12 protein-coding genes and 1 pseudogene are annotated in these 23,186 nt (G+C 59.6%); 8 read left to right on the top strand and 5 right to left on the bottom strand.

Translation table 11 applies throughout. From position 1 onward, the window contains the following. Positions 1-413: 413 nt before the first annotated feature. On the bottom strand, positions 414-3,260 hold the full coding sequence (gene rapA, locus KBY08_RS23875) for an RNA polymerase-associated protein RapA (RefSeq protein ID WP_024640262.1): 2,847 nt from the start codon (positions 3,258-3,260) through the stop codon (positions 414-416). 233 nt (positions 3,261-3,493) lie between these two features. Between rapA and KBY08_RS23870 the strand changes: the two genes are divergently transcribed. Together KBY08_RS23870 and KBY08_RS23865 are read left to right on the top strand one after the other, a co-directional pair. Beyond that, positions 3,494-3,835 carry a hypothetical protein gene (locus tag KBY08_RS23870; RefSeq protein ID WP_011268688.1) on the top strand — a complete coding sequence of 114 codons (342 nt, stop codon included), beginning with the start codon at positions 3,494-3,496 and terminating at the stop codon, positions 3,833-3,835. 100 nt (positions 3,836-3,935) lie between these two features. Further along, complete coding sequence (locus tag KBY08_RS23865; protein ID WP_011268687.1) at positions 3,936-4,094, top strand: hypothetical protein; 159 nt, start codon at positions 3,936-3,938, stop codon at positions 4,092-4,094. Positions 4,095-4,312: 218 nt separating this feature from the next. Here KBY08_RS23865 and KBY08_RS23860 read toward each other — a convergent pair whose 3' ends face one another. Both KBY08_RS23860 and KBY08_RS23855 read right to left on the bottom strand, forming a co-directional pair. Continuing rightward, positions 4,313-5,944, bottom strand: coding sequence for a type III helper protein HopAK1 (locus KBY08_RS23860; protein ID WP_032656730.1), 1,632 nt, complete (start codon positions 5,942-5,944; stop codon positions 4,313-4,315). 171 nt (positions 5,945-6,115) lie between these two features. Next, a complete protein-coding gene (locus KBY08_RS23855) occupies positions 6,116-6,586 on the bottom strand; it encodes a MaoC family dehydratase (protein WP_003402365.1) in 471 nt (156 codons plus the stop codon). Between the two features lie 368 nt (positions 6,587-6,954). On the opposite strand from KBY08_RS23855, the gene fadD2 reads away from it, so the two are divergent. Further along, the gene (fadD2, locus tag KBY08_RS23850) at positions 6,955-8,643 is read left to right on the top strand and encodes a long-chain-fatty-acid--CoA ligase FadD2 (protein ID WP_111522721.1); all 1,689 of its coding nucleotides are present in this window, start codon (positions 6,955-6,957) and stop codon (positions 8,641-8,643) included. Positions 8,644-8,998: 355 nt separating this feature from the next. Beyond that, complete coding sequence (gene fadD1, locus KBY08_RS23845; RefSeq protein WP_032656728.1) at positions 8,999-10,690, top strand: long-chain-fatty-acid--CoA ligase FadD1; 1,692 nt, start codon at positions 8,999-9,001, stop codon at positions 10,688-10,690. 317 nt (positions 10,691-11,007) lie between these two features. Here fadD1 and KBY08_RS23840 read toward each other — a convergent pair. Continuing rightward, positions 11,008-11,297 (bottom strand): annotated as a pseudogene (locus KBY08_RS23840) (type II toxin-antitoxin system RelE family toxin). Further along, on the bottom strand, positions 11,287-11,532 hold the full coding sequence (locus KBY08_RS23835) for a type II toxin-antitoxin system Phd/YefM family antitoxin (protein ID WP_003402372.1): 246 nt from the start codon (positions 11,530-11,532) through the stop codon (positions 11,287-11,289). The pseudogene KBY08_RS23840 and the gene KBY08_RS23835 overlap by 11 nt, the downstream one beginning before the upstream one ends. Positions 11,533-11,705: 173 nt before the next feature. Here KBY08_RS23835 and hrpA point away from each other — a divergent pair, with 173 nt between their 5' ends. The 4 genes from hrpA (at position 11,706) to KBY08_RS23815 (ending at position 23,161) form a co-directional block, all read left to right on the top strand. Then, positions 11,706-15,617 carry an ATP-dependent RNA helicase HrpA gene (gene hrpA, locus KBY08_RS23830; RefSeq protein WP_111522720.1) on the top strand — a complete coding sequence of 1,304 codons (3,912 nt, stop codon included), beginning with the start codon at positions 11,706-11,708 and terminating at the stop codon, positions 15,615-15,617. A gap of 239 nt (positions 15,618-15,856) precedes the next feature. Further along, positions 15,857-16,978, top strand: coding sequence for a beta-ketoacyl-ACP synthase III (locus KBY08_RS23825; protein ID WP_011268679.1), 1,122 nt, complete (start codon positions 15,857-15,859; stop codon positions 16,976-16,978). Positions 16,979-17,098: 120 nt separating this feature from the next. After that, a complete protein-coding gene (locus tag KBY08_RS23820; RefSeq protein ID WP_024640257.1) occupies positions 17,099-21,994 on the top strand; it encodes an NEL-type E3 ubiquitin ligase domain-containing protein in 4,896 nt (1,631 codons plus the stop codon). Positions 21,995-22,033: 39 nt separating this feature from the next. Beyond that, positions 22,034-23,161 carry a GNAT family N-acetyltransferase gene (locus tag KBY08_RS23815; protein ID WP_111522719.1) on the top strand — a complete coding sequence of 376 codons (1,128 nt, stop codon included), beginning with the start codon at positions 22,034-22,036 and terminating at the stop codon, positions 23,159-23,161. Positions 23,162-23,186: the final 25 nt, after the last annotated feature.

Here is a 23,186-nt window from a genome sequence, read left to right as displayed (position 1 = left end):
GCGCGTTTGGACGCTATGATTGGGAGGACGCAGAGCGTCCGGAAAGACATACCCACGCGGAGCATGGGCACGATAGGGGGTGTTGCGGATATCGGGAACAGGCGCACGATAGGGGGTGTTGCGGATATCGCGGAGCATGGGCTTGGTTACGGTACACATCGTTCCTCACGCTCCAGCGTGGGAATGCCTTTCATGACGCTCTGCGTCATAGCGGGAGCAAGAGCGCGATGCCCATGCGGCGCATGGGCATGATAGGGGGGCGGATATCGCGGGGCAGGGGCGTGGTTACGGTACACATCGTTCCTCACGCTCCAGCGTGGGAATGCCTTTCATGACGCTCTGCGTCATAGCCTGAGCAGGAGCGCCATGCCCATGCGGTGCATGGGCGTGGCAGGCGGGTGTGTAACCGGCCTTCAGCCTGCGACCAGTACCCGGATCGCTTCCAGACGCAGGGCCGCTTTTTCAAGCATGGCCAGACCCTGTTCACGTTGAGTGCGCAGAGCCACCAGTTCACTGTCGCGCACGGTCGGGTTGACCGCTTGCAATGCCGTCAGGCGGGCCAGTTCTTCTTCGGTGTCGGCTGCCAGGCGACGCTGCGCTTCGGCGACGCGCTCGGCGTGTTTCGGCATGATTTTCTCTTCGCCCGCGTTGATCCTCGGGGTCAGTTGGTCACGTTGGGCCTGGATGAACTTGTTGGCGCTGGCACGGGGCACGCTTTCGAGCTGATCATTGAGCGTGTTGAACGACACACGGCTGGCCAGATCGTTGCCATTCGGGTCGAGCAGGCAGCGCAGCGCGGCAGGCGGCAGATAACGTCCCAGCTGCAGAGAACGAGGCGCAACCACTTCGCTGACGTAGATCAGTTCGAGCAGAACGGTGCCCGGCTTGAGCGCCTTGTTCTTGATCAGTGCCACGGCGGTGTTGCCCATCGAGCCGGACAGCACCAGGTCCATGCCGCCTTGCACCATCGGGTGCTCCCAGGTGATGAACTGCATGTCCTCTCGGGACAGCGCCTGGTTGCGGTCGTAGGTAATGGTCACGCCTTCGTCGTCGCCCAGCGGGAAGCTGGCGTCGAGCATCTTTTCACTCGGTTTGAGGATCAGGGCGTTTTCCGAATGGTCCTCGCTGTCGATGCCAAACGCGTCGAACAGGGTTTCCATGTAGATCGGCAGGCTGAACTGATCGTCCTGATCGAGGATTGCTTCGACCAGCGCTTCACCTTCGCCAGCGCCGCCGGAATTGAGCTCCAGCAGGCGGTCGCGACCGGTGTGCAGTTCGCTTTCCAGACGCTCGCGTTCGCTGCGGGCTTCATTGATCAGGGTTTGCCACTCGTCGTCGTCACCGCTTTCCAGCAGCGGCAGCAGGCGCGGGCCGAACTGATGCTGCAGGGCGTTGCCGGTCGGGCAGGTATTGAGGAACGCGTTGAGCGCTTCGTGATACCACTGGAACAGGCGGGCCTGCGGACTGGTTTCCAGGAAAGGCACGTGCAGCTCGATGGTGTGCTTCTGGCCGATCCGGTCCAGACGCCCGATACGCTGCTCCAGCAAGTCCGGGTGCGACGGCAGATCGAACAGGACCAGATGGTGGGAGAACTGGAAGTTGCGGCCTTCGCTGCCGATTTCCGAACAGATCAGCACCTGGGCGCCGAACTCTTCGTCTGCAAAATAGGCCGCCGCACGGTCGCGCTCGAGAATGTTCATGCCTTCGTGGAACACCGTGGCAGGAATGCCGGAACGCACACGCAGCGCGTCTTCCAGGTCCATGGCGGTTTCGGCGTGGGCACAGATCACCAGCACCTTGACGCGCTTGAGCATTTTCAGGGTATCGATCAGCCAGTCGACGCGTGGGTCGAAGCGCCACCAGCGCTCTTCTTCACTGACGTCCGAATGCGACTGGAAGCTGACTTCCGGGTAAAGATCGGCGTGCTCGCCGACCGGCAATTCGAGGTATTCGACGGGGCAGGGCAGCGGGTATTGATGCAGCTTGCGCTCCGGGAAGCCCTGCACCGCGGCGCGGGTGTTGCGGAACAGAACGCGGCCGGTGCCATGACGGTCGAGCAGTTCGCGAATCAGACGCGATTTGGCTTCTTCGTCGCCGGTATTCACCGCGGCCAGCAGCGAATCGCCTTCGGCACCCAGGAAGCCGTGAATGGTCTCTTGTGCTGCTGCGGACAGCTTGCCCTTGTCGAGCAACTCCTGAACGGCCTGAGCCACCGGGCGATAGTTCTCGCTCTCGGCACGGAAGGCCTTGAGGTCGTGGAAACGGTTCGGGTCCAGCAGGCGCAGACGGGCAAAGTGGCTGTCCTGGCCCAGTTGTTCCGGCGTCGCGGTCAGCAGCAGTACGCCAGCAATGACTTCGGCCAGCTGTTCGACCAGCGAATATTCGCGGCTGGCCTTGTCTTCGTGCCAGACCAGGTGGTGCGCTTCGTCAACCACCATCAGGTCCCAGCCTGCCGCAAACAGGGCGTCCTGGGCTTTTTCGTCTTCGACCAGCCATTCCAGGGCAACCAGCGCGAGCTGGGTATCTTCGAACGGGTTGCCGGCATCGCTTTCCATGAAGCGCTCGGCGTCGAACAGTGCGACCTGCAGGTTGAAGCGGCGACGCATTTCCACCAGCCACTGGTGCTGGAGGTTTTCCGGGACCAGGATCAGTACGCGGCTGGCGCGGCCCGACAGCAGTTGGCGATGGATCACCAGGCCGGCTTCGATGGTTTTACCCAGGCCCACTTCGTCGGCCAGCAGAACGCGTGGCGCGATGCGGTCTGCAACTTCACGAGCGATGTGCAACTGGTGGGCGATAGGCTGTGCGCGCACGCCACCCAGGCCCCAGAGCGAGGACTGCAATTGGCGGCTGGTGTGCTCGAGCGTGTTGTAGCGCAACGAGAACCACGACAACTGGTCGATCTGGCCGGCGAACAGACGGTCGGTCGCCAGGCGGAACTGGATGAAGTTCGACAACTGGGTTTCCGGCAGCGTGACCAGTTCGTTCTGCGCGTTCAGGCCGTGGTAGACCAGCAGGCCATCGACATCGTCGACTTCGCGAACGGTCATTTTCCAGTTTTCGAAGTGCGTGATCACGTCGCCAGGGGAGAAGCGCACGCGGGTCAGCGGCGCGTTACGCAGTGCGTACTGACGTGTTTCGCCAGTGGCCGGATAGAGCACGGTCAACAAGCGGCCGTCCTGTGCCAGAACGGTGCCCAAACCCAGCTCGGCTTCGCTGTCACTAATCCAGCGTTGCCCCGGTTGATACTGCTGCGCCATGCTGCCTGTCTCCCGCTTGAAAAAGCTGAGTATGTTAACGGAACGCGCCCCGAAGGCCAAAGGCGGCGTGAAAAAACTCATGGTCAGCGCCGGAACCTATCGAATTTTTGGTTCCATGACACTTATTTCACTGAGAGGGGTCAAAAAAGATCTTATAAACCACTACTGGCTATTTCAGCCCGGTTCAAGTTGCCTCGTGCACGGCCGACACCCCGGTAAGAGGAGATAAAACCATGCTGCAACCTATGCTTCCGTTAAGTGTGGTGCCTGTGACATCACAGCTGGATCCGGCCAAACGCATGCCGGACATTCCGCCTGTAGCGCCGGTTCAGCAGAGCTCCAGCGAGACCTCCATCGATCTGCGCAATGAAGATACTGAGCGCAGCGCGTTGCTGTTGCGTGAAGAGCAACAGCGCCAGCAGCAACAGCAACAGGCTCATGGCGGTGCAGAAGCCGAGGAATACCAGGGGCTGGTGGTTCCGGGTGACTCGCTGAACGCCGACAACACTGTACCCGTCGTACCGCTCATCGACGATGAGCCGCGCCAGGGGCTTTGGGTGGATATTCAGATCTGATCGCTGCACTGCCCATGTCTGTGCGGGTCACGGGACTGGTCAGGGCTGCCGCGATTGAGCATTATTGGTCCTGATTCCCCGTGTTCGAGAACCGCAAGCCATGAGCGACGATGCACAACTGATCGACCTGGGTGCCGAGCGCGCCAAGCGTATCCACGATCTGAATGACAAGCGCCTCAATGAAGTACGCAATGCCTTCGAGCAGGCCATGCCGTTGGGCAAGCAGAAAAAGTCCGGCAAAAAGCCTAAAAAGCGCTGATCCCGCCGCCACACCCTTGATCTGATCAGTTTGGTTTTACAACAGCTGATCTGGATCAACTCGTCTTTATGCACGCTGCCTTAATCTTGCTCCATCGAATGCGCTGTGGGCGGACACGCGCCTGCACGCATTCAATGAGCACGCAAGGCACTTGGGGCGACTTCGGTCGCCCTTTTTTTCGTCTGCATGCCGCGCCCTGCATCGAGCGCCGCGCGCTATCAGCTCACGGTTTTGGCGCCGGCATTGGCCTGGTCATAGGCTCTGGCGGCTTCGGCGGTCTTGATGTCGCGCTGATAGCTCGGCGTCCACGCGGTCACCGCTGACTTCTGGGTGAAGCTGACATTGCTGCCGATGTCCTTGAAGTGCGCATCGCCATAGTCATCCAGCACGCCGGAGTTGCTGGCCTTGTCGGAAACATCCACGCCTTTCGCGAAATAGTTGTCCTGCGAAAGGATGGTCGCATCCCCCGTCGCGGTGAAGCCAAGATGGAAGTTGTCGATCGAGTTGTTGAGCACATCAAATTGCCCATGACGCATCAGGCCGGGTGCGCGAACATCAAGGTTGCTGAACACATTGTTGGCGATGGTCATGCGCGGGTAGCCCTTGTACTCGGCCTTGGCTTGAGCGGAGTCGTCCGGCTGACCAAGAATCACGCCGTATTCGTTGTTCTGGAATTTAGAGTTGGTCAGGCTGACGTTGTCTGCCGTCCCGCCGACATACAGCAGCTTGTCCAGGCCTTTGGCGTTCTGATCCTTGGTGCCTGAATAGGTGTTGTGGTCGATCCAGTATTTCTGACCGCTGCTGATGAACATCTGCATGTCACCGTTTTCGCGATAACGGCTGTCGTGGTCGAAGTTCAGGTTCTGGAAGATGTCATTGCTGGCGGTCTTGCCGCTGGCCAGGTAGATGTTGTGCAGGCTGTTGCCCTTGTCGGTGCCCAGCAGGGTCTTGTTGGCGCCAAAGTTGATGGTCACCTTGCTGTCGGCAGACAGGTTGGCCCCCAGTTTGACGGTGCGGGCTTTGTCGTCCTCCATGTACTTCTTGAGGTCCGCCACGGTATTGACCGTGACGACTTCGCCGCCGTTACCGCCGGTGGTGTTGGCCTCTTTGGCGAAACCCATGATGCCGGACATGTCCGCGCCCTGGCCATGCGCGGCCGGGGTCGCGGTTTTGGCTGCGTTAACCGTGTTATCGGGTTTGGCGGTGGTGTCCGTCGAAGTTTTCGGCAGCGCAAGGTCATGGACCACTGCCGGGTTTACCGCATCGGGTCTGGCGGGTGTCTTGTCTGGGGTGGCACTGCTTCGCTCGGTCGTCCGGGGTGCTGTTTGTGACGGCGCAGCGGACGTCGGCTCTGTATTCTTTTGCAGTGATACAGGTTTTTCTGAAGGGTGATCGTTCTGCACCACAAAGGGTTTTTCTGCGTTGCCCTGAGGTGTTGAAGGCGGCGACGAGGAAGGGGAGGCGGAAGAGGGCGATTGAGCGAGCGTCGGCGTCTGATCGCGTTGAGGCTGTGCAGGCCCAGAGCCGTTGTGTAGATTTCCTTCCAGCAGCGAGAGCAGGTTGTTGAGGATGTTGCGGATCGCTTGCACAAGTTTGTTCAGTACCTGCTCACCGTTGCCACCCGGCATATTTGAAGACGTGTTCGTGTCAGTCGGCTGGACTCTGGAGCCCAGGGTATTCAGCGAGGAGTGCGGGCCATTGGCCTGCTGTGTCAGGCCGAAGTCGATCAGGTTGCTATTGTGGCCCGGCTTGATGCCCTGGCCTTGGGGCTGCAGTTGATCGGTCTGTGCCGGGGCGTCCTGCGCAGGAATCCCGGAGACGGGGTAGTAGTTTCTGTTGATCGTATTCATGGCTGATTTCCCCGCCTGTGGGATGAACAATTCGTGACCCGGATAAGGGAGCGCTACTGGTTCCCTGAGTGGAAAGCGCAGGAAAGCAGTTCCGGGTGCATCATGAATTTTTTGTTCAGGCCACTGGCGAGTCGGGCATGCGCGCTGCGTGGCGCACGCCCGTGCGCGGTATCAGCCGAAAGTGATCTCGGGCAATACGGTCAGGTCGACGGTCTGCTGCTTGCGCGGGGCGAGAATCTCGGCTTCGCCGTCTACAACCAGCTCATCGTTCTGATTGAAAACGCGGGTGGCGATGCGCACGCGGAACTTCGGCAGTTTTTCCAGGATTTCCAGGCGCACAGTCAGGGTATCGCCCAGTTTTACCGGCTTGAGGAAGGTCATCTGCTGACCGATATAGATGGTGCCGGGGCCAGGCAACTCGCACGCAACCGCCGCACTGATCAGCGCGCCACTGAACATGCCGTGGGCAATACGCTCCTTGAACATGGTCTTGGCGGCGTATTCGGCGTCCAGGTGGACCGGGTTGTGGTCACCGGACATGGCGGCGAACAGTTGAATATCACGCTCTTCCACTGTCTTGCTGTAGCTGGCGGTCTGACCGACTTCAAGGGCTTCGTAAGGCGTGTTGGTGACTTGAGTCATGTGGCTGTCCTGACAATAAAAATGAATTGAAGCGCGCCGGTTCGTGCAATCCGACCTGGCCTCGATTTGTAACACTTGATGACCTGTCGCCGCCAATGCGCGGACAAGATCATTCAGACGCTTGCTGGCGCTCCCCGGATCACATTCAAGGCAAATAATAAGCAAACGTTGTGTGAATACAGCTATTGCGCTATCGGGCAAGTGTCTTTGCCAGCCCGATTGCCTTGGGCAGTGTATCGCCGGCGACGGATTTCAGTCTGAACAGAGACAAGATTCATGCTGCTGATGAGGCCCGGACGATTATTTGCCTGCGGCACTTTAACTGCTAACGTCCGCCCAGACCTATGCAGGGAAAAAGGATAAAAATAATGCAAGCTGACTTCTGGGATGACAAGCGTCCGGCGGGTGTCGACGCCGAGGTGGATCTGCAGACCTACCAATCGGTCGTCGATGTGTTCGAGCGCTGCTGCAGGAAATTCGCCGACCGACCTGCGTTCAGCAACATGGGCGTGACGCTGACCTACGCGGAGCTCGAGCGTCACTCTGCCGCCTTCGCCGCGTATTTGCAGCAGCACACGCAACTGGTGCCGGGTGACCGCATTGCCGTACAGATGCCCAATATCCTGCAGTATCCGATCGCCGTATTCGGTGCGATGCGTGCCGGTCTGACGGTGGTCAATACCAACCCGCTGTACACCGCGCGCGAGATGCGCCATCAATTCAAGGACTCCGGTGCCCGGGCGCTGGTTTACCTCAACCTGTTCGGCAAGCTGGTGCAGGAAGTGCTGCCGGACACGGCCATCGAATACCTGATCGAAGTGAAAATGGGCGACATGCAGTCGGCGGCCAAGGGCTGGCTGGTCAATACCATCGTCGACAAGGTCAAGAAGATGGTCCCTGAATTCCATCTGCCTCAGGCCGTCGGCTTCAAGCGGGCGCTGCGCCTGGGGCGTGACAGCCGCATGCAGGTCGTACCGCGAGGTCTGCAGGATGTTGCCGTTCTGCAGTACACCGGTGGCACCACGGGGCTGGCCAAGGGCGCGATGCTCACCCATGGCAATCTGGTCGCCAACATGCAGCAGGTCTACGCCTGCATGCGTCAGCAAGGGCCGCAAGGCGGATCGCTGTTTGAAGAAGGCAAAGAGGTGATGATCGCGCCGCTGCCGCTCTATCACATCTACGCGTTCACGGCGAACTGCATGTGCATGATGATCAGCGGCAATCACAACATCCTGATCACCAATCCTCGCGATATCGGCGGCTTCATCAAGGAACTGGGCAAGTGGCAGTTCACTGCCATGATCGGCCTCAACACACTGTTCGTGGCGCTCATGAACCATCCGGAATTCAAAAAACTGGATTTCTCGGCGCTGAAAAGCACCAACTCCGGCGGCACTGCACTGGTCAAGGCCACGGCCGAGCGCTGGGCGCAGATCACCGGCTGCACGATCGTCGAAGGTTACGGCCTGACCGAGACGTCGCCTGTTGCCAGTGCCAATCCCTACGGCGCGCTGGCGCGTCTGGGAGCCGTGGGCATTCCCGTGCCCGGCACCGCCATGAAAGTCATCGATGACAATGGCGTCGAGTTGCCTTTCGGCGAGCGTGGCGAGCTGTGCATCAAGGGGCCGCAGGTCATGAAAGGCTACTGGAACCAGCCTGATGCCACGGCCGAGTGCCTGGATGCCGAAGGCTGGTTCAAGACCGGTGACATTGCCGTGATTGGCGCTGACGGGTTTGTCAGTATCGTCGACCGCAAGAAAGACCTGATCATCGTGTCCGGTTTCAACGTCTACCCCAACGAAATCGAAGACGTGGTCATGGCTCATCCGAAAGTCGCCAACTGCGCCTGTATCGGCGTGCCAGACGAGCGCTCGGGGGAGGCTGTGAAGCTGTTCGTGGTGGCGCGAGACCCGGGGCTGAGCATTGAAGAGCTCAAGGCCTTCTGCAAAGAGAATTTCACCGGCTACAAGGTGCCCAGGCAGATCGTTCTGCGTGATTCATTGCCGATGACCCCGGTGGGCAAGATTCTGCGCCGCGAGCTTCGTGACATCGCCTGACCCTTTAATCGTCTCCATCTGTGTACCTGGCCCCGTTCGCAGACCGCTGCAAACGGGGTCGATTTTTTTCGGAAACAGGCGATTATGCTGACTGGCCGCTCTGGTCCGGTGCTTTTGAGGCAGTGATGAGGTTTTTATTAAATGCATTAAAAGTGACCAGATGTGATTTTCTGGTCTTATTGGTGACTGTGCGGCCTGCTTCTGCCTCTAGTCGACGTTTGGCAAAGCTGCTACTCTCGGCGCGCTTTTTGATCAGTCATAAAGCGGAAAAAGCGTCTACTGCATAATTCCAAGCACAAGAAAATCATCGCTTCAGGCGATGTGAAGAATTCGCTATCGCTACGGAGCCGACTGAATGATTGATAACTTCTGGAAGGACAAGTACCCGTCCGGTATCCCTGCCGATATCAACCCCGACGAGTACCCTAACGTCCAGGCGGTCCTGAAGCAGTCCTGCCAGCGCTTCGCCGACAAGCCGGCGTTCAGCAATCTGGGCAAGACCATCACCTACGGTGAGCTGTATGAGCTGTCCGGCGCGTTTGCCGCCTGGATTCAGCAACATACCGACCTGCAGCCGGGCGACCGTATCGCCGTGCAGCTCCCCAACGTATTGCAGTACCCGATTGCCGTCTTCGGTGCGATTCGCGCCGGGCTGATCGTGGTCAACACCAACCCGCTGTACACCGCGCGGGAAATGGAACACCAGTTCAATGACTCCGGTGCCAAGGCGCTGGTGTGTCTGGCAAACATGGCCCATCTGGCCGAGAAGGTCGTACCCAGGACGCAGATCAGGCAGGTGATTGTCACCGAAGTGGCCGACATGCTGTCACCGTTCAAGCGCTTGCTGATCAACAGCGTCATCAAGTACGTGAAGAAAATGGTTCCGGCCTATCACTTGCCCAAGGCCATCAAATTCAACGATGTGCTGGGCAAGGGCCGTGGTCAGCCAGTGACCGACGTGTCGCCCGGCAGCGCCGATGTTGCCGTGCTGCAGTACACCGGCGGCACCACCGGGGTGGCCAAGGGGGCAATGCTGACGCACCGCAACCTGATCGCCAACATGCTGCAATGCCGGGCGCTGATGGCGTCCAACCTGGACGAAGGCTGTGAAATCATCATCACGCCGCTGCCGCTGTATCACATCTACGCCTTCACCTTTCATTGCATGGCGATGATGCTGCTTGGCAATCACAACATCCTGATCAGCAACCCGCGTGACCTGCCGGCCATGGTCAAGGAGCTTTCGAAATGGAAGTTCAGCGGCTTTGTCGGTCTTAACACGCTGTTCGTGGCCCTGTGCAATAGCGACGGCTTCCGCAACCTCGATTTCTCCGCGTTGAAAGTCACCTTGTCCGGCGGCATGGCCTTGCAGCAGGCCGCCGCCGAGCGCTGGAAGCAGGTGACGGGCTGCCAGGTCTGCGAAGGCTATGGCATGACCGAGACCAGTCCGGTGGCCACGGTCAATCCTTCTCAGTACGTGCAGATGGGCAGCATCGGCATTCCCGTGCCGTCGACCCTGTGCAAGGTCATCGACGATGCGGGCAATGAGCTGGCATTCGGTGAAACCGGCGAGCTGTGCATCAAGGGGCCGCAGGTCATGAAAGGCTACTGGCAGCGCCAGGAAGCGACCGATGAAATGATCGACAGCGAAGGCTGGCTGAAGACCGGCGACATCGCGATCATCCAGCCTGACGGCTACATCCGGATTGTCGATCGCAAGAAAGATATGATCCTGATCTCCGGTTTCAATGTGTACCCCAACGAACTGGAAGACGTACTGGCGACACTTCCCGGCGTGCTTCAGTGCGCGGCGATCGGCGTCCCGGACGAGAAGTCGGGCGAGACCATCAAGGTCTTCGTGGTGGCCAAACCCGGCGTTACCCTGACCAAGGAACAGGTCATGGCGCACATGCGCGCCAACCTGACCGGCTACAAAGTGCCGCGCAGCGTCGAATTCCGCGACGTGCTGCCAACCACCAACGTCGGCAAGATCCTGCGTCGCGAGCTGCGTGATGAGGAATTGAAGAAACTGGGTGTGAAGAAGTAAGAGCAGGCCCGAAACCGGATTGACGTTCATTCTCACGCCAGGCGCTCATCGTTATATAAAAATCTCGATGAGTGCAGAGCAGGGCTTTTGTAGGAGCGAACTTGTTCGCGAAGACGGTGCGTCCATGCGATGCATTTTCAGCGATTGGACTGACCCTTTCAGATCGCGATAGCGCTCGCCCCATGCATAGCCACGAGAAGTGTTCTCCCGGACACCTCTCGTTCCTCACGCTCCGCATGTGAATGCCTTTCCTGACGCTCTGCGTCCTGTCCGAGCGTGTTGCAGGATGCCGATGTGTAATGCAGATGCACTGCACCTCAAGGGCCAAGCCTGCCTTTGGCCGAATCATAAATATTCCCGCGCTCGCGCTTGCCTACCGCAACGACGGTTACCACTACCCTATCTTCCTCGACTCGATAGACGAGTCGGTATCCTGCACTGCGCAGTTTGATTTTGTAATGATCTGGCATGCCATGAAGCGCATCGCCTGGAATTCTTGGTAGTCCGAGTCGTTCGAGAAGCTTTTCTTGAGCTGAGCACGGATGGTATGGCCCAGTTTTTCCCACTCCTTCAAGGCCGAGGGCAGAAATTCAAGCTTAAAGGTCATCTATATCTACCGACACCGGCTTTTCATGTTGGCGAGATTTGATCAGCTCGGCCAGATCAAGGTCATCAAGCCTCTCCATCATTGCTTCAAACACCTCGGCAGGGACCATGTAGCCCATGACTTTATTGTGATTAAGGACGGCCACAGGTAAACCATGAGCGCCACTCAGGACCGCTGACGGATTTTTCTTGAGTTCAGAGACGCTGACCGCGACATCTGCAAGGATGCTTTGCATGATTTAGGACTCCAGTTAGTGCTCTATTTTGGTCTTTTTTTATGCGCTGGTGCAAGAGAGAAGATGCTGCGTCGTTGCCGTCATAGACCGCCCAAGCCTCAGACCATCGTCACGACCCACCGCAATCTGCGACAATCCGCATCTGCCATTTGAAAAAAGACCCTGCGCGCCTGATGACCGACGAATCGCCCTCTATCGACCAACTTCTGAAAAACCTCGACCACGCGATGATCAGCGAACGTCATCGTCTGCGCCGTCAGTTGCACGACCTGCGCAAAAAGCCCGACGAGGCGAAGCTGGCGCAGTGGGTCACGCGCGTGCAGGCATCCTGTGCGCAGGTCACGGCGCGGCGTGAAAGTGTGCCGGCGATTCGTTATGACGATAACCTGCCCATCGCTGCCAAGCGTGACGAGATCAAGGAAGCGCTGCTCAAGCACCAGGTGCTGATCATTGCCGGCGAGACCGGCTCCGGGAAAACCACCCAGTTGCCGAAGATCTGCCTGGAAATCGGTCGCGGTCAGCACGGTCTGATCGGTCATACCCAGCCGCGCCGGATCGCTGCGCGCAGCGTGGCCAGCCGGGTTGCCGAGGAAATCGGTACGCCCCTCGGTGCGCTGGTCGGCTATCAAGTGCGTTTCGAGGACCAGAGCGACAGCAATACCCTGATCAAGCTGATGACCGACGGGATTCTGCTGGCCGAAACCCAGCACGACCGCTTTCTTGAGCGCTACGACACGATCATCGTCGACGAAGCCCACGAACGCAGCCTGAACATCGATTTCCTGCTGGGTTACCTGAAAACCCTGCTGCCGCGCCGTCCGGACCTGAAGGTCATCATCACCTCCGCGACCATCGACCTGCAGCGCTTTTCCGAGCACTTCAACGATGCGCCAGTGATCGAAGTGTCCGGGCGTACCTTCCCCGTGGACGTCTGGTATCGACCGCTGACCAGCGAGCAGGACGAAGACGGCAACAGCGTCGAAGAGGACCTGACCGTCGATCAGGCGATTCTGGCCACGCTGGACGAACTGGCGGCCTTTGAGCGCAGCGAGCGCAAGAGCCCGGGTGATGTGTTGGTGTTCCTGCCCGGCGAGCGCGAGATCCGTGATGCCGCCGAGGTGCTGCGCAAGGCGCAACTCAAGCACACCGAGATTCTGCCGCTCTACGCGCGCCTCTCGCCGGCCGAGCAGCAGCGTATCTTTCAATCGCATCCCGGTCGGCGTGTGGTGCTGGCTACCAACGTCGCTGAAACTTCGCTGACCGTGCCGGGCATCCGCTATGTGATCGACACCGGTACGGCGCGCATCAGTCGCTACAGCTATCGCGCCAAGGTCCAGCGCCTGCCGATCGAGGCGGTGTCGCAGGCCAGTGCCAACCAGCGCAAGGGCCGTTGCGGGCGGGTCGAGCCCGGCCTGTGTGTGCGTCTCTATAGCGAAGAGGATTTCAACGGTCGGCCGGAGTTTACCGACCCCGAGATCCTGCGCACCAACCTGGCCGCAGTCATCCTGCAGATGCTGCACTTGCGCCTGGGCGAGATCACCGACTTCCCGTTCATCGAGCCGCCGGACGGCAAGGCAATCAGCGACGGCTTCAACCTGTTGCAGGAGCTTTCGGCGGTCAATCGCGAAAATCAGCTGACCCCGCTGGGCCGCCAACTGGCGCGTCTGCCGGTTGACCCGCGTATGGGTCGCATGCTGCTGGAAGCGGCGAAGCAGGGCAGTCTGCAGGAAGTGCTGATCGTCGCCAGCGCCATGTCGGTACAGGACGTGCGCGAGCGCCCGCCCGAGCGTCAGCAGGCTGCGGATCAGGCCCACGCGCAATGGAAGGACGCCGACTCGGACTTCGCCGGGATGGTCAATCTATGGCGCGGCTTCGAAGAGCAGCGCCAGACCCTGACCGCCAGCCCGCTGCGTAACTGGTGCCGGCGCAATTTTCTGAATTACCTGCGCCTGCGTGAATGGCGCGATTCCCATCGGCAATTGAGCCTGATCTGTCGCGACCTGCAACTGACGGTCAACAAGGAGCCGGCCGATTACCCGAAATTCCACAAGGCCATTCTTTCCGGCCTGCTGAGTCAGATCGGGCAAAAGGCTGACGAGGGCGATTACCTGAGCGCACGGCAACGGCGCTTCTGGATTCACCCGTCCTCCGGGTTGGGCAAGAAGCGTCCGCAGTGGTTGATGACCGCCGAGTTGGTAGAGACCACCAAACTGTACGCGCGCATGGTTGCCAAGATCGATTCGGACTGGATCGAGCCGCTGGCCGGCCACCTGATCAAGAAAAATCACTTCGAGCCGCACTGGGAGAAGAAGCGCGGACAGGTCGTGGCGTTCGAACAGATCACGCTGTTCGGCCTGATCGTGGTGGGCCGTCGCCCGGTGCATTTCGGGCCGATCGACCCGGTGGTTTCGCGCGAGCTGTTCATTCGTGAAGGCCTGGTGCGTGGCGATATCCTGTCGCGGGCCAAGTGTCTGAGCGCCAATACCCGTTTGCTGGAACAGCTCGACGAACTGGAAGCCAAGGCTCGGCGTCGCGATATTCTGGCTGACGAAGACACCTTGTACAGCTTCTATGAAGCACGCATTCCGGCCGAGATTCATCAGACGGCCACGTTCGACAGCTGGTACAAGACCGAAAGCCAGAAGAATCCGCAGTTGCTGATCATGCGTGAAGAGGACGTGCTGGCCCGCGAGGCCAGCGAAGTCACCGCCGCGCAATATCCGGACACCTTGCGTCTGGGCGACCTGAGCCTGTCACTGAGCTACCACTTCGAACCCAATCACCCGCGTGACGGCGTGACCTTGCGTGTTCCCGCGCCGTTGTTGCTGTCGCTGCCTGCCGAACGTCTTGAGTGGCTGGTGCCGGGGTTGCTCGAGAGCAAATGCATCGCGCTGGTCCGCAACCTGCCCAAGGCGGTACGCAAGAACTTTGTGCCGGTCCCGGATTTCATCAAGGCGGCGTTGCAGCGCATCACCTTCGGCGAGGGCTCGTTGCCTCAGGCGCTGGGCCGTGAACTGCTGCGCATGACCGGTGTACGGGTCAGCGACGAAGCCTGGGCCGAGGCGGCACAGCAGCTTGAAGGCCATCTGAAGATGAACCTGGAAATCGTCGATGGCGGCGGCAAGTTTCTCGGTGAGGGACGTGATCTGGCCGAGCTGACCGCGCGCTTCGCCGAGGCGAGCCAGGCCGCGCTGGCCGTGCCGCAAACCGCGAAGAGCCAGCAACCGGTGCAGGCCAAGGCCTTTGCAGCAGTGGCGCAGAAAACCCAGCAGAACATCGCCGGGCTGTCGATGACGGTTTATCCGGCGCTGGTCGAAGAGGGCGGCGCGGTCAAGGAAGGCCGGTTCTCGACCCAGGCCGAGGCCGAGTATCAGCATCGTCGTGCCTTGCAGCGTTTGCTGTTGCAGCAGCTGGCCGAACCCGCCAGGTTTCTGCGCAACAAATTGCCGGGGCAGACCGAGCTGGCCTTGCTGCATCGCGAACTGGGGCGCATCGATGCGTTGATCGAAGACATCCTGCTGGCCAGCCTCGACAGTTGCGTGCTGGAAGGTGAGGCCGAATTGCCGCGCGACGGTGCCGGTCTGCTGTCACTGGCTGAACGCAAGCGCGCCGACTGGACCGAGCATGCCGAGCGGCTCGCGAAGCTGACGCTGGAAATCCTCAAGCTGTGGCACGGTCTGCAAAAGCGCTTCAAAGGCAAGATCGACCTGTCCCAGGCCGTTGCACTCAACGACATCAAGGCGCAACTGAGCAAGCTGGTGTACCCCGGATTCGTTCGCGAGACCCCGGCGGTATGGCTCAAGGAACTGCCGCGTTACCTCAAGGCCATCGAGATGCGTCTGGAAAAACTCCCGGCTCAGGTGCAGAAGGATCGGGTGTGGAGCATCGAGCTTGCAGGTCTGTGGGCGCAATACCAGGCGCGCGCCGACAAGCACGCTCAAGAGGGCAAGCGCGACCCGGAACTGGCCCTGTACCGCTGGTGGATGGAGGAATACCGCGTCTCGCTGTTCGCCCAGCAACTGGGCACAAAAATGCCGGTGTCGGACAAACGGTTGAGCAAGCAGTGGAGTCAGGTGGAGAGCTGATCCGCGGCTTCACGCCGCGAAGTAAAGGGCGCCTGTCGTGCCTATATTCATTGGCCCGATAGCGCCAAAACCGGGCTCTGTGGCACACTCCGCGCCTGTCTTCACCGTGTCATGAAATGCTGCTGCCTGTTGCGGGCAGCTTTTACAGTCGCACGGGTACGTCGGTCCGGAAAACAGTGGGCCTTCAGTTGCCGTGCCTGAGCAGGTCATTACCTGCAACCAATAAGAGAGGAACGACCGTGCACAACGTCGTCATCAGCGGCACAGGCCTGTTTACCCCGGCCAACAGCATCTCCAACGAAGAGCTGGTGCAGTCTTTCAATGCCTATGTTGCACAGTTCAACAGCGATAACGCCGCCGCTATCGAACGTGGCGAAGTGCAGGCACTGAGTGAATCCAGCGCCGCTTTCATCGAGAAGGCTTCGGGTATCAAAAGCCGTTTCGTCATGGACAAGCAGGGCATTCTCGATCCGCAGCGCATGAAGCCCAACCTGCCGGAGCGCAGCAATGACGAGTGGTCGATCCTCTGTGAGATGGGTGTAGCTGCCGCCAGACAGGCGCTGCAACGCGCCGGCAAAACCGCAGCCGACATCGACGGTGTAATCGTTGCCTGCTCCAACCTGCAGCGGGCCTACCCGGCGGTCTCCATCGAGATTCAGCAGGCGCTGGGTGTCGCCGGATACGGGTTTGACATGAACGTGGCCTGTTCCTCGGCCACCTTCGGCATTCAGGCAGCCTGTAACAGCGTGCAACTGGGGCAGGCCCGCGCCTTGCTGGTGATCAGCCCGGAAATCTGCACCGCGCACCTTAATTTCCGGGATCGTGACAGCCACTTCATCTTTGGTGACGGCGCCACGGCGGTGGTGGTCGAGCGCGCCGACCTTGCCACGTCGCCTTATCAGTTCGATATCGTCAGCACCCGTTTGCTGACCCAGTTTTCCAACAACATCCGCAACAATTTCGGCTTCCTCAACCGTACCTCGGACGAGGGCCAGAACGCGCCGGACAAGCTGTTCGTGCAGGAAGGCCGCAAGGTCTTCCGCGAAGTGTGCCCGATGGTCGCCGAACTGGTCGCTGCGCATTTGCAGGACAACAGCATCAACATCACCGACGTCAAACGCTTCTGGCTGCATCAGGCCAACCTGAGCATGAACCATCTGATCGTCAAGAAGCTGCTGGGCCGCGACGCCACGGTCGAAGAAGCGCCGGTGATTCTCGACACCTACGGCAATACCAGCTCCGCGGGTTCGGTGATTGCGTTTCACACCTACCAGGATGACTTGCCGCAAGGCGCGCTGGCGGTACTCAGTTCGTTCGGCGCCGGTTACTCGATCGGCAGCGTGATCCTGCGCAAGCGCTGATCGCGTTCGACGGGTAGCGCTCTCGAGACGGGCGCTACCTGTCATATCCCGTTATGTCATGTGCAGGCCGTTGGGTCTTTATCGTATTGGCTATTCACAAAGCCATTAGCGGTATCGACCATGTTCACCTTCAGATACAACCCTTTTGAAACCATAGAATCGTCCGTTGCACACGCCTCTGTAACGCCCCGACCACAGGATTGCGCCCCGTTCGAAGCGGAGCACGTCAACAGCGAATTCATCAGGCTCAACTTGCCAGACTGGTATGTGGGTGCGCCCACGGTATTGCGCCAGACACTGCATGCCAGCCAGCAAAGCGCACGGCGTTACGCGCAGGCGCTGGAGCCAGTGCGCGCCCGCCTGTTATCGGCGCAGCAATTTGCAGCCCCCTTGCTGTCGAAAGCGTTTGTCGAACGTTTCCAGCTCGACCTCGACGTTGAAGCCTTTCAACTGATGACCTGGCGCTACGACAGCACCTGGAACCCGGCTCCGCTCGAGCAGACTTTGCTTCAGGCAGCCTTGCAGAACTTCGCTCCGAGCAACAGAAGCCGCTTCGATCCCTACTCGGCAATCCTGCGTACAGGGGGCCTGCGTTACTGGCTGATCGACAGCGCCGAACGCCGCTACAAGGTCGAATACCGGGACCGTCAGGCGATCGATCTTGAGCAGTTCGCTGATTTTTGCCATGAACTGGATCTGGGCCGTCAGTATCAGACCCACCTGGACAGCGTGTTCAAGCCGCCAGGCCCGGCTGCGCAAGCGGTTGCCAGCGCGTTCATGGACAGCGAGCGGGCCGCCGTCGAGGTGCTTGCGCATATCGCCATGATGAAAGGCGATATCACTGACGCGGCGTACCAGACCCTGCTGGACATGGTGAAGTCCGTTGACCAGCCACGCTGGGATGGCAAGGGCGTGCGCTATTGCCAGTTGCACATGCTCGATACCTACACGTTTTCAGGCTCGCTGTTACAGGGTGCCTTATTGATACAGCAGGACGGCGCCAAGCCCGATGACGGTCCTTGTCTGGTCTACCTGCCTGCCGAGCCTGCGCATCCGGTCAAGCAGTTTGCGTCGCTGCGGGCCTTCAACGCCTGGCTGGTGACGGCGTTGGACAGCAGGCACTATCGACGCTACTTCAGTCGTTTCGTCAGTCTCGGCCAGGCTCCGGCATTTTTTGCCAAACTGGATGCGCGGCTGTATCCCGCCGGGGACCGCACGCTGGACCCCGACGCCGACCTGGTCGTGCAGGCACAGCCATTCTCGAAGCCACCGTTCGAGCGGCTGTACGAGCAGTTGCTGGCCAAAACCTATGACGACTCAAAAGTAATCGCGGTGCCATCCGCACAGGTCGACCAGCAGGCTCACGATGCACTGATCGAAAGCCTTGAAAACAATGGCATGAACCTGCTCAACGTGGCCGGGTTCTTTGTGCCGGTGCTGGGTGAAATCATGTCGGTGGTCGCCCTTTATCAGCTTGCCAGCGAAGCGTTCGTTGCTTACGAAGACTGGAAGCACGATGAAGTCGAAGACGCCATGCAACATGTCTACGACATCGGCGAAAACGTTGCACAGATGCTGGTGGCAGGCGGCGTCGTGGCTGCGGTGAACGGGCTGCAACCCTCGATGTTCATCGAAAGTCTGGTGCAAAGGCGTGTCGATGGGGCGGTGCGCCTCGGCAAGCCGAGCATCGATGCCTATGCCCATACGGTCTCCCTGCCCGACAACCTGAGCAGCAACGCCCTTGGGCTTTATGAGCACGACGGCAAGACCTGGCTGCCACTGGACGGCAAACTGTATTGTGTCGAGTCCGATGCAGACGGCAGCCAATGGCGCGTCAGGCATCCGGTGAATGAGCGTTCGTACGCGCCAAGGCTCAAGCACAACGGTGCTGGCGCATGGCGCCATGAATGGGAAAACCCCATGGGGTGGGACGAGGTAACGGCGTTCAGGCGCCTGAACCCGACGTGTCATGCGCTGCCGGAAGAAGATATACACAAAGTCCTGCAGATTACCGGCGCCAACGAGGCCTTGCTGCGTCAGATACATGTCGAAAACCTCCGGCCTCCGGCCTTGCTGAAAGACGCCATTCAGCGCGTTGCAACAGAACGGCAGTTGCACGTCTGTATCGAAGCCCTGAAGGCCGATGATGTGCCGCAGGTTCATGTTGCTCATCTTGAGCCGTGGCTGAAACTGCTGGTGTCGTCACCACGCTGGCATGAGACCCGCGGCCTGTTACTGCTCGACGCGCAAGGGGCGCTGCTGGAAGCCTGGAACGCGGGATCGCAGATGACACTGTCGTCCCATGTCGCCGGGCCGACCGGGCACCTCAGTCAAGTGCTCGGCCAGTTGCTGGAAAGTCTGCCCGCCGATGAAGTCACTCGCTTGAGCGGGAGCGACAGTGCCGAAAAGGCCGTTCAACTGCGCGGCTTCAAACGCTATCTGGGCGATTACGCCCAGACGCACGTGGGGCGCCTGCTGGATGACGTTCAACTGCTCGAAGGTCGCAGCGACGACCCGCATGTGCAACTGATACAGCGCGACTTCGGCAGCTTGCCGAGCAGCGTGGCGCTCGAACTCATCGGCATGGCCAGCGATGCAGACAAAGCGCGAATGACCACGGAAAAACGCATTCCTCTGGCGCTGGCCGAGCATGCCCGCGAGTATCAGCAGCAACTGCGGATAAACCGCGCCACCGAAGGCTTCTATCGGGCGGTAACCGACAATCTGGACACGCAGGCTGCGGCGCTGGGCATGCTGCAGTACCTGCCAGGCTGGCGGGGTGAGGTTTCGATCGATCTGTTGAAGGACTCGCTGGAGGGCGACGAAATCGCCAGTCTCGACAGCGATCAGGCCTCAATGCATCGGCTGCTGGTCAGCACCGAAGCGGGGATCCAGTGTTTCGAACCGTCAGGTGAGCCGCTCGGCGAGGTCGATCAGCAGTTTTTCAGGGCGTTGTTGCAGGCGCTTCCCGAACAGGTACGGCTCGACATTCAGTTACCAGCTGGCGCGGATGAGCCGCAACTGCGCAGTCTGTTGCGCAATACGGCGGTTCAGCGACGTGAGCGGATGGCTGCCGTTCTGCAATTGCAGCCGATCAAGCCGGGTATCAAATGGCCGCAACGCCTGCCCCATGGCCGCATTGGCTATCCCTTGAGTGGACGGTTGCGCGGCTTGTTTCGTCGCCTGGGTATTGGCGCGTCCAGCCACTCGCCGGAGCTTGCCGTGAAAAGTTTATACCCGGACTTTTCCGATGCTCAGGTGGCGAGCTTCCTTGACGAGTTGCGCGCCGAACACACCGGGTCGGCCAGGCAACTGCCCCGGTTCGTCAAGCGAAGGCTGCGCGGTCTTGCTGATGAATTACGCACCCTGCAAAACACTCTGGATGCCTGGATAGCGCAAGCGACGTCCTCGTTGCAGCGCAGGTCAAGGGAGGTCGCGGCGAGGCGCCTTCATGGCTGCTGGAGAAGACTCAGCGTTCACAGCATCAGTCTTCAGGGGGAGTTTTTAGGCTACACGCTTGATCTGGATAACCTGCGAGTAGAGCAAATACCGGATATAACCGCCAGCTTTGGCCATGTGGCTGAGTTGAAAGCGCGGAACATGCAGCTTACCCCTGCACATGTCGATGCATTGCTGAACAACTTCCCTAACCTGCGGTCGTTGGGCCTGGGCTTCAATGAACTGCAATCCCTGCCAGAGTCGATAGGAAGAATGACACTGCTTACAGAGCTGTCGCTCAACCATAACCCCTTGAACTGGACAGCCGCCTGCAACGCCATTTTGCTGAATCTGCGCCGACTGGAGGTTCTTGATCTCAACTATTGTTCGCTTGGATCGCAGGCGCGTCTCACAGCGCTCAACTCGTTACGTATGCTGTTTTTGCGTTCTACAGGCATTGAAACGTTGCCAGTGTGGAATTGGCGCAGGTCTGACTTGATTCGTCTGGATGTGCGCGATAATCGCATCTCGGAAATATCGATCGAGGAGCTTGATAATATCGAGCGCTCGCTCAGTTCCACCCGCCTTCACCTGCATTTGAGTGGCAACCCGTTGACTCCGCCAACGCTGGCTAGCATCAGACTGTTTCTCGAGGGCAGGACGCGGCCGCGGCTGGGTGTCAGCCAGAACCGTTCTCCACTTGAAGCCGGACCTGGCAGTGCCGCCTGGCTTGCAGGTCTGAGCAGTGAGCAGGCGGCTGTGCGTACCAGGCTTTGGCAGGATCTGCGAGCCTGCGCGGGTTCTACGGACTTTTTTCAGATGCTGGGCGACCTGACGTACTCGGCTGATTTTTCAACTAACCATGAAGCACTGGCCGCAAGAGTCTGGGCAATGATAGACGCGGCCTCGGCAAGTACAGAGTTGCGTCTCCAGTTATTCGATATTGCCGCCCACCCTCAGACCTGTGGCGATGGACTTGCATTGATCTTTGGCGACATGGAAGTACGCGTGCGGGTGTTCTCGATCATGTCGTCCACGCCACACGCCGCGCAGCCACTGGAGTTGTTCAAGATGAGCCGGAGCCTGGACCGTCTGGATCAGGTGGAAAAAATTGCACTGCGCGAGATTGCTCTTCGCCAGCAGCACGGCTACAGGGTAGATGAGGCTGAAGTACGCCTGGCCTACCGTATCGGCCTGCAAGCTCGGCTTGAGCTGCCCGGTCAGCCCCAAACCATGCTGTTCAGCAATATCGCGAAGGTGACCGACGCTGATTTGCAGGATGCGCACAGCGAAATAATCACGCGTGAAAGTACGCGGGCATTTTTCGAGTCGCTGGTCGCCAGGGAATTCTGGATGAGTTATCTGGAAACTCGTTACGCCTCTGATTTCGAACGGGTAAAGAAGCCCTTCAGCGAGCGTCTGACCCTCCTGGATGAGTTGCCGCCAAACCGGCAATCCGATCAACAGTACCTCGAGCAGATTGGCTTGATCTCCAGTGAGCGTGAGCAGGCGCTCAATGATTTCGCGATCACTCTTTCCAGGCAGATTGCCGAGGCGGTGAACATGACGCCTCAATAAGGGATATTCTTCACCCTGTCAGCCTATCGGGGAACCTGCATGCCTGTTCACGTAATCGACAGCCTCGCCACCGTTGCGCCTGCCCAGTGGGATGCGCTGGTACCTGGCAATCAGCCATTCCTGCGGCATGCGTTTCTCAGCTCGCTGGAGGACAGCGGCAGTCTCGGGCCACGATCGGGCTGGCGTGCCGAACATGTGCTGCACTACGAAAACGATCAGTTGGTGGCGGCATTGCCGGCCTACCGAAAGTGGCATTCGTATGGCGAGTACGTGTTCGATCACGCCTGGGCAGACGCCTGCCGTCGCGCCGGCATCGCCTATTACCCCAAGCTGCTGGTGGCCGTGCCGTTCAGCCCGGTCGGCGGTTCGCGGATTCTGTCCGCGACGCCTCAGGGCGGTATCGAGTTGCTCGGCGAGCTGCCGGCATACCTGCAACGTGAGGGGCTGTCGAGCGCACACGTGAACTTTACCGATCCGGCGGCCGATGCCTTGCTTGAAACCCAGCCGGGCTGGTTGCAGCGCATCGGTTGCCAGTTTCACTGGCATAACCGGGGTTACCGGGACTTTCAGGACTTTCTTGACGCATTGAGTTCACGCAAGCGCAAACAGATGCGCAAGGAACGTGAACAAGTGGCGGGGCAGGGCATCGAGTTTGAATGGCTCGAGGGCGCGCAGATGAGCGAAGTGCTGTGGGACTTCGTTTATGCGTGCTACTCCAATACCTACGAGGTGCGTGGGCAGGCGCCTTACCTGACGCGTGAGTTCTTCAGCCTGTTGGCCGAGCGCATGCCCGAATCGATCCGTGTGGTCATCGCGCTGCAGGGCTCACGGCCTGTGGCGATGGCCTTCAGCCTGATTGGTGACGACAGTTTCTATGGGCGTTACTGGGGCTGCCTGGCCGAGTTTGACCGGCTGCATTTCGAAACCTGTTTCTATCAGGGTATGGACTATGCCATCGCCCACGGCCTGCAACGATTCGACGCCGGCGCGCAGGGCGAACACAAACTGATCCGCGGCTTCGAACCGCAGATCACCCGTTCGTGGCATTACCTGATGCACCCAGGCCTGAAAGACGCGGTCAGCGAGTTCCTGGAGCAGGAGCGAGTCGGCGTACTGGCCTATGCCGAGGAAGCGCGCAGCGCGCTGCCGTATCGGCAGACGGAGTAACCGGCCAGAAGACATCCAGCGACTG

The sequence above is a fragment of the Pseudomonas sp. P135 genome (genome assembly GCF_020312125.1).
Taxonomy (GTDB): domain Bacteria; phylum Pseudomonadota; class Gammaproteobacteria; order Pseudomonadales; family Pseudomonadaceae; genus Aquipseudomonas; species Aquipseudomonas fragariae.
Note: the sequence above shows the minus strand (reverse complement) of the source record. Positions and strands in the feature narration are given on the sequence as shown.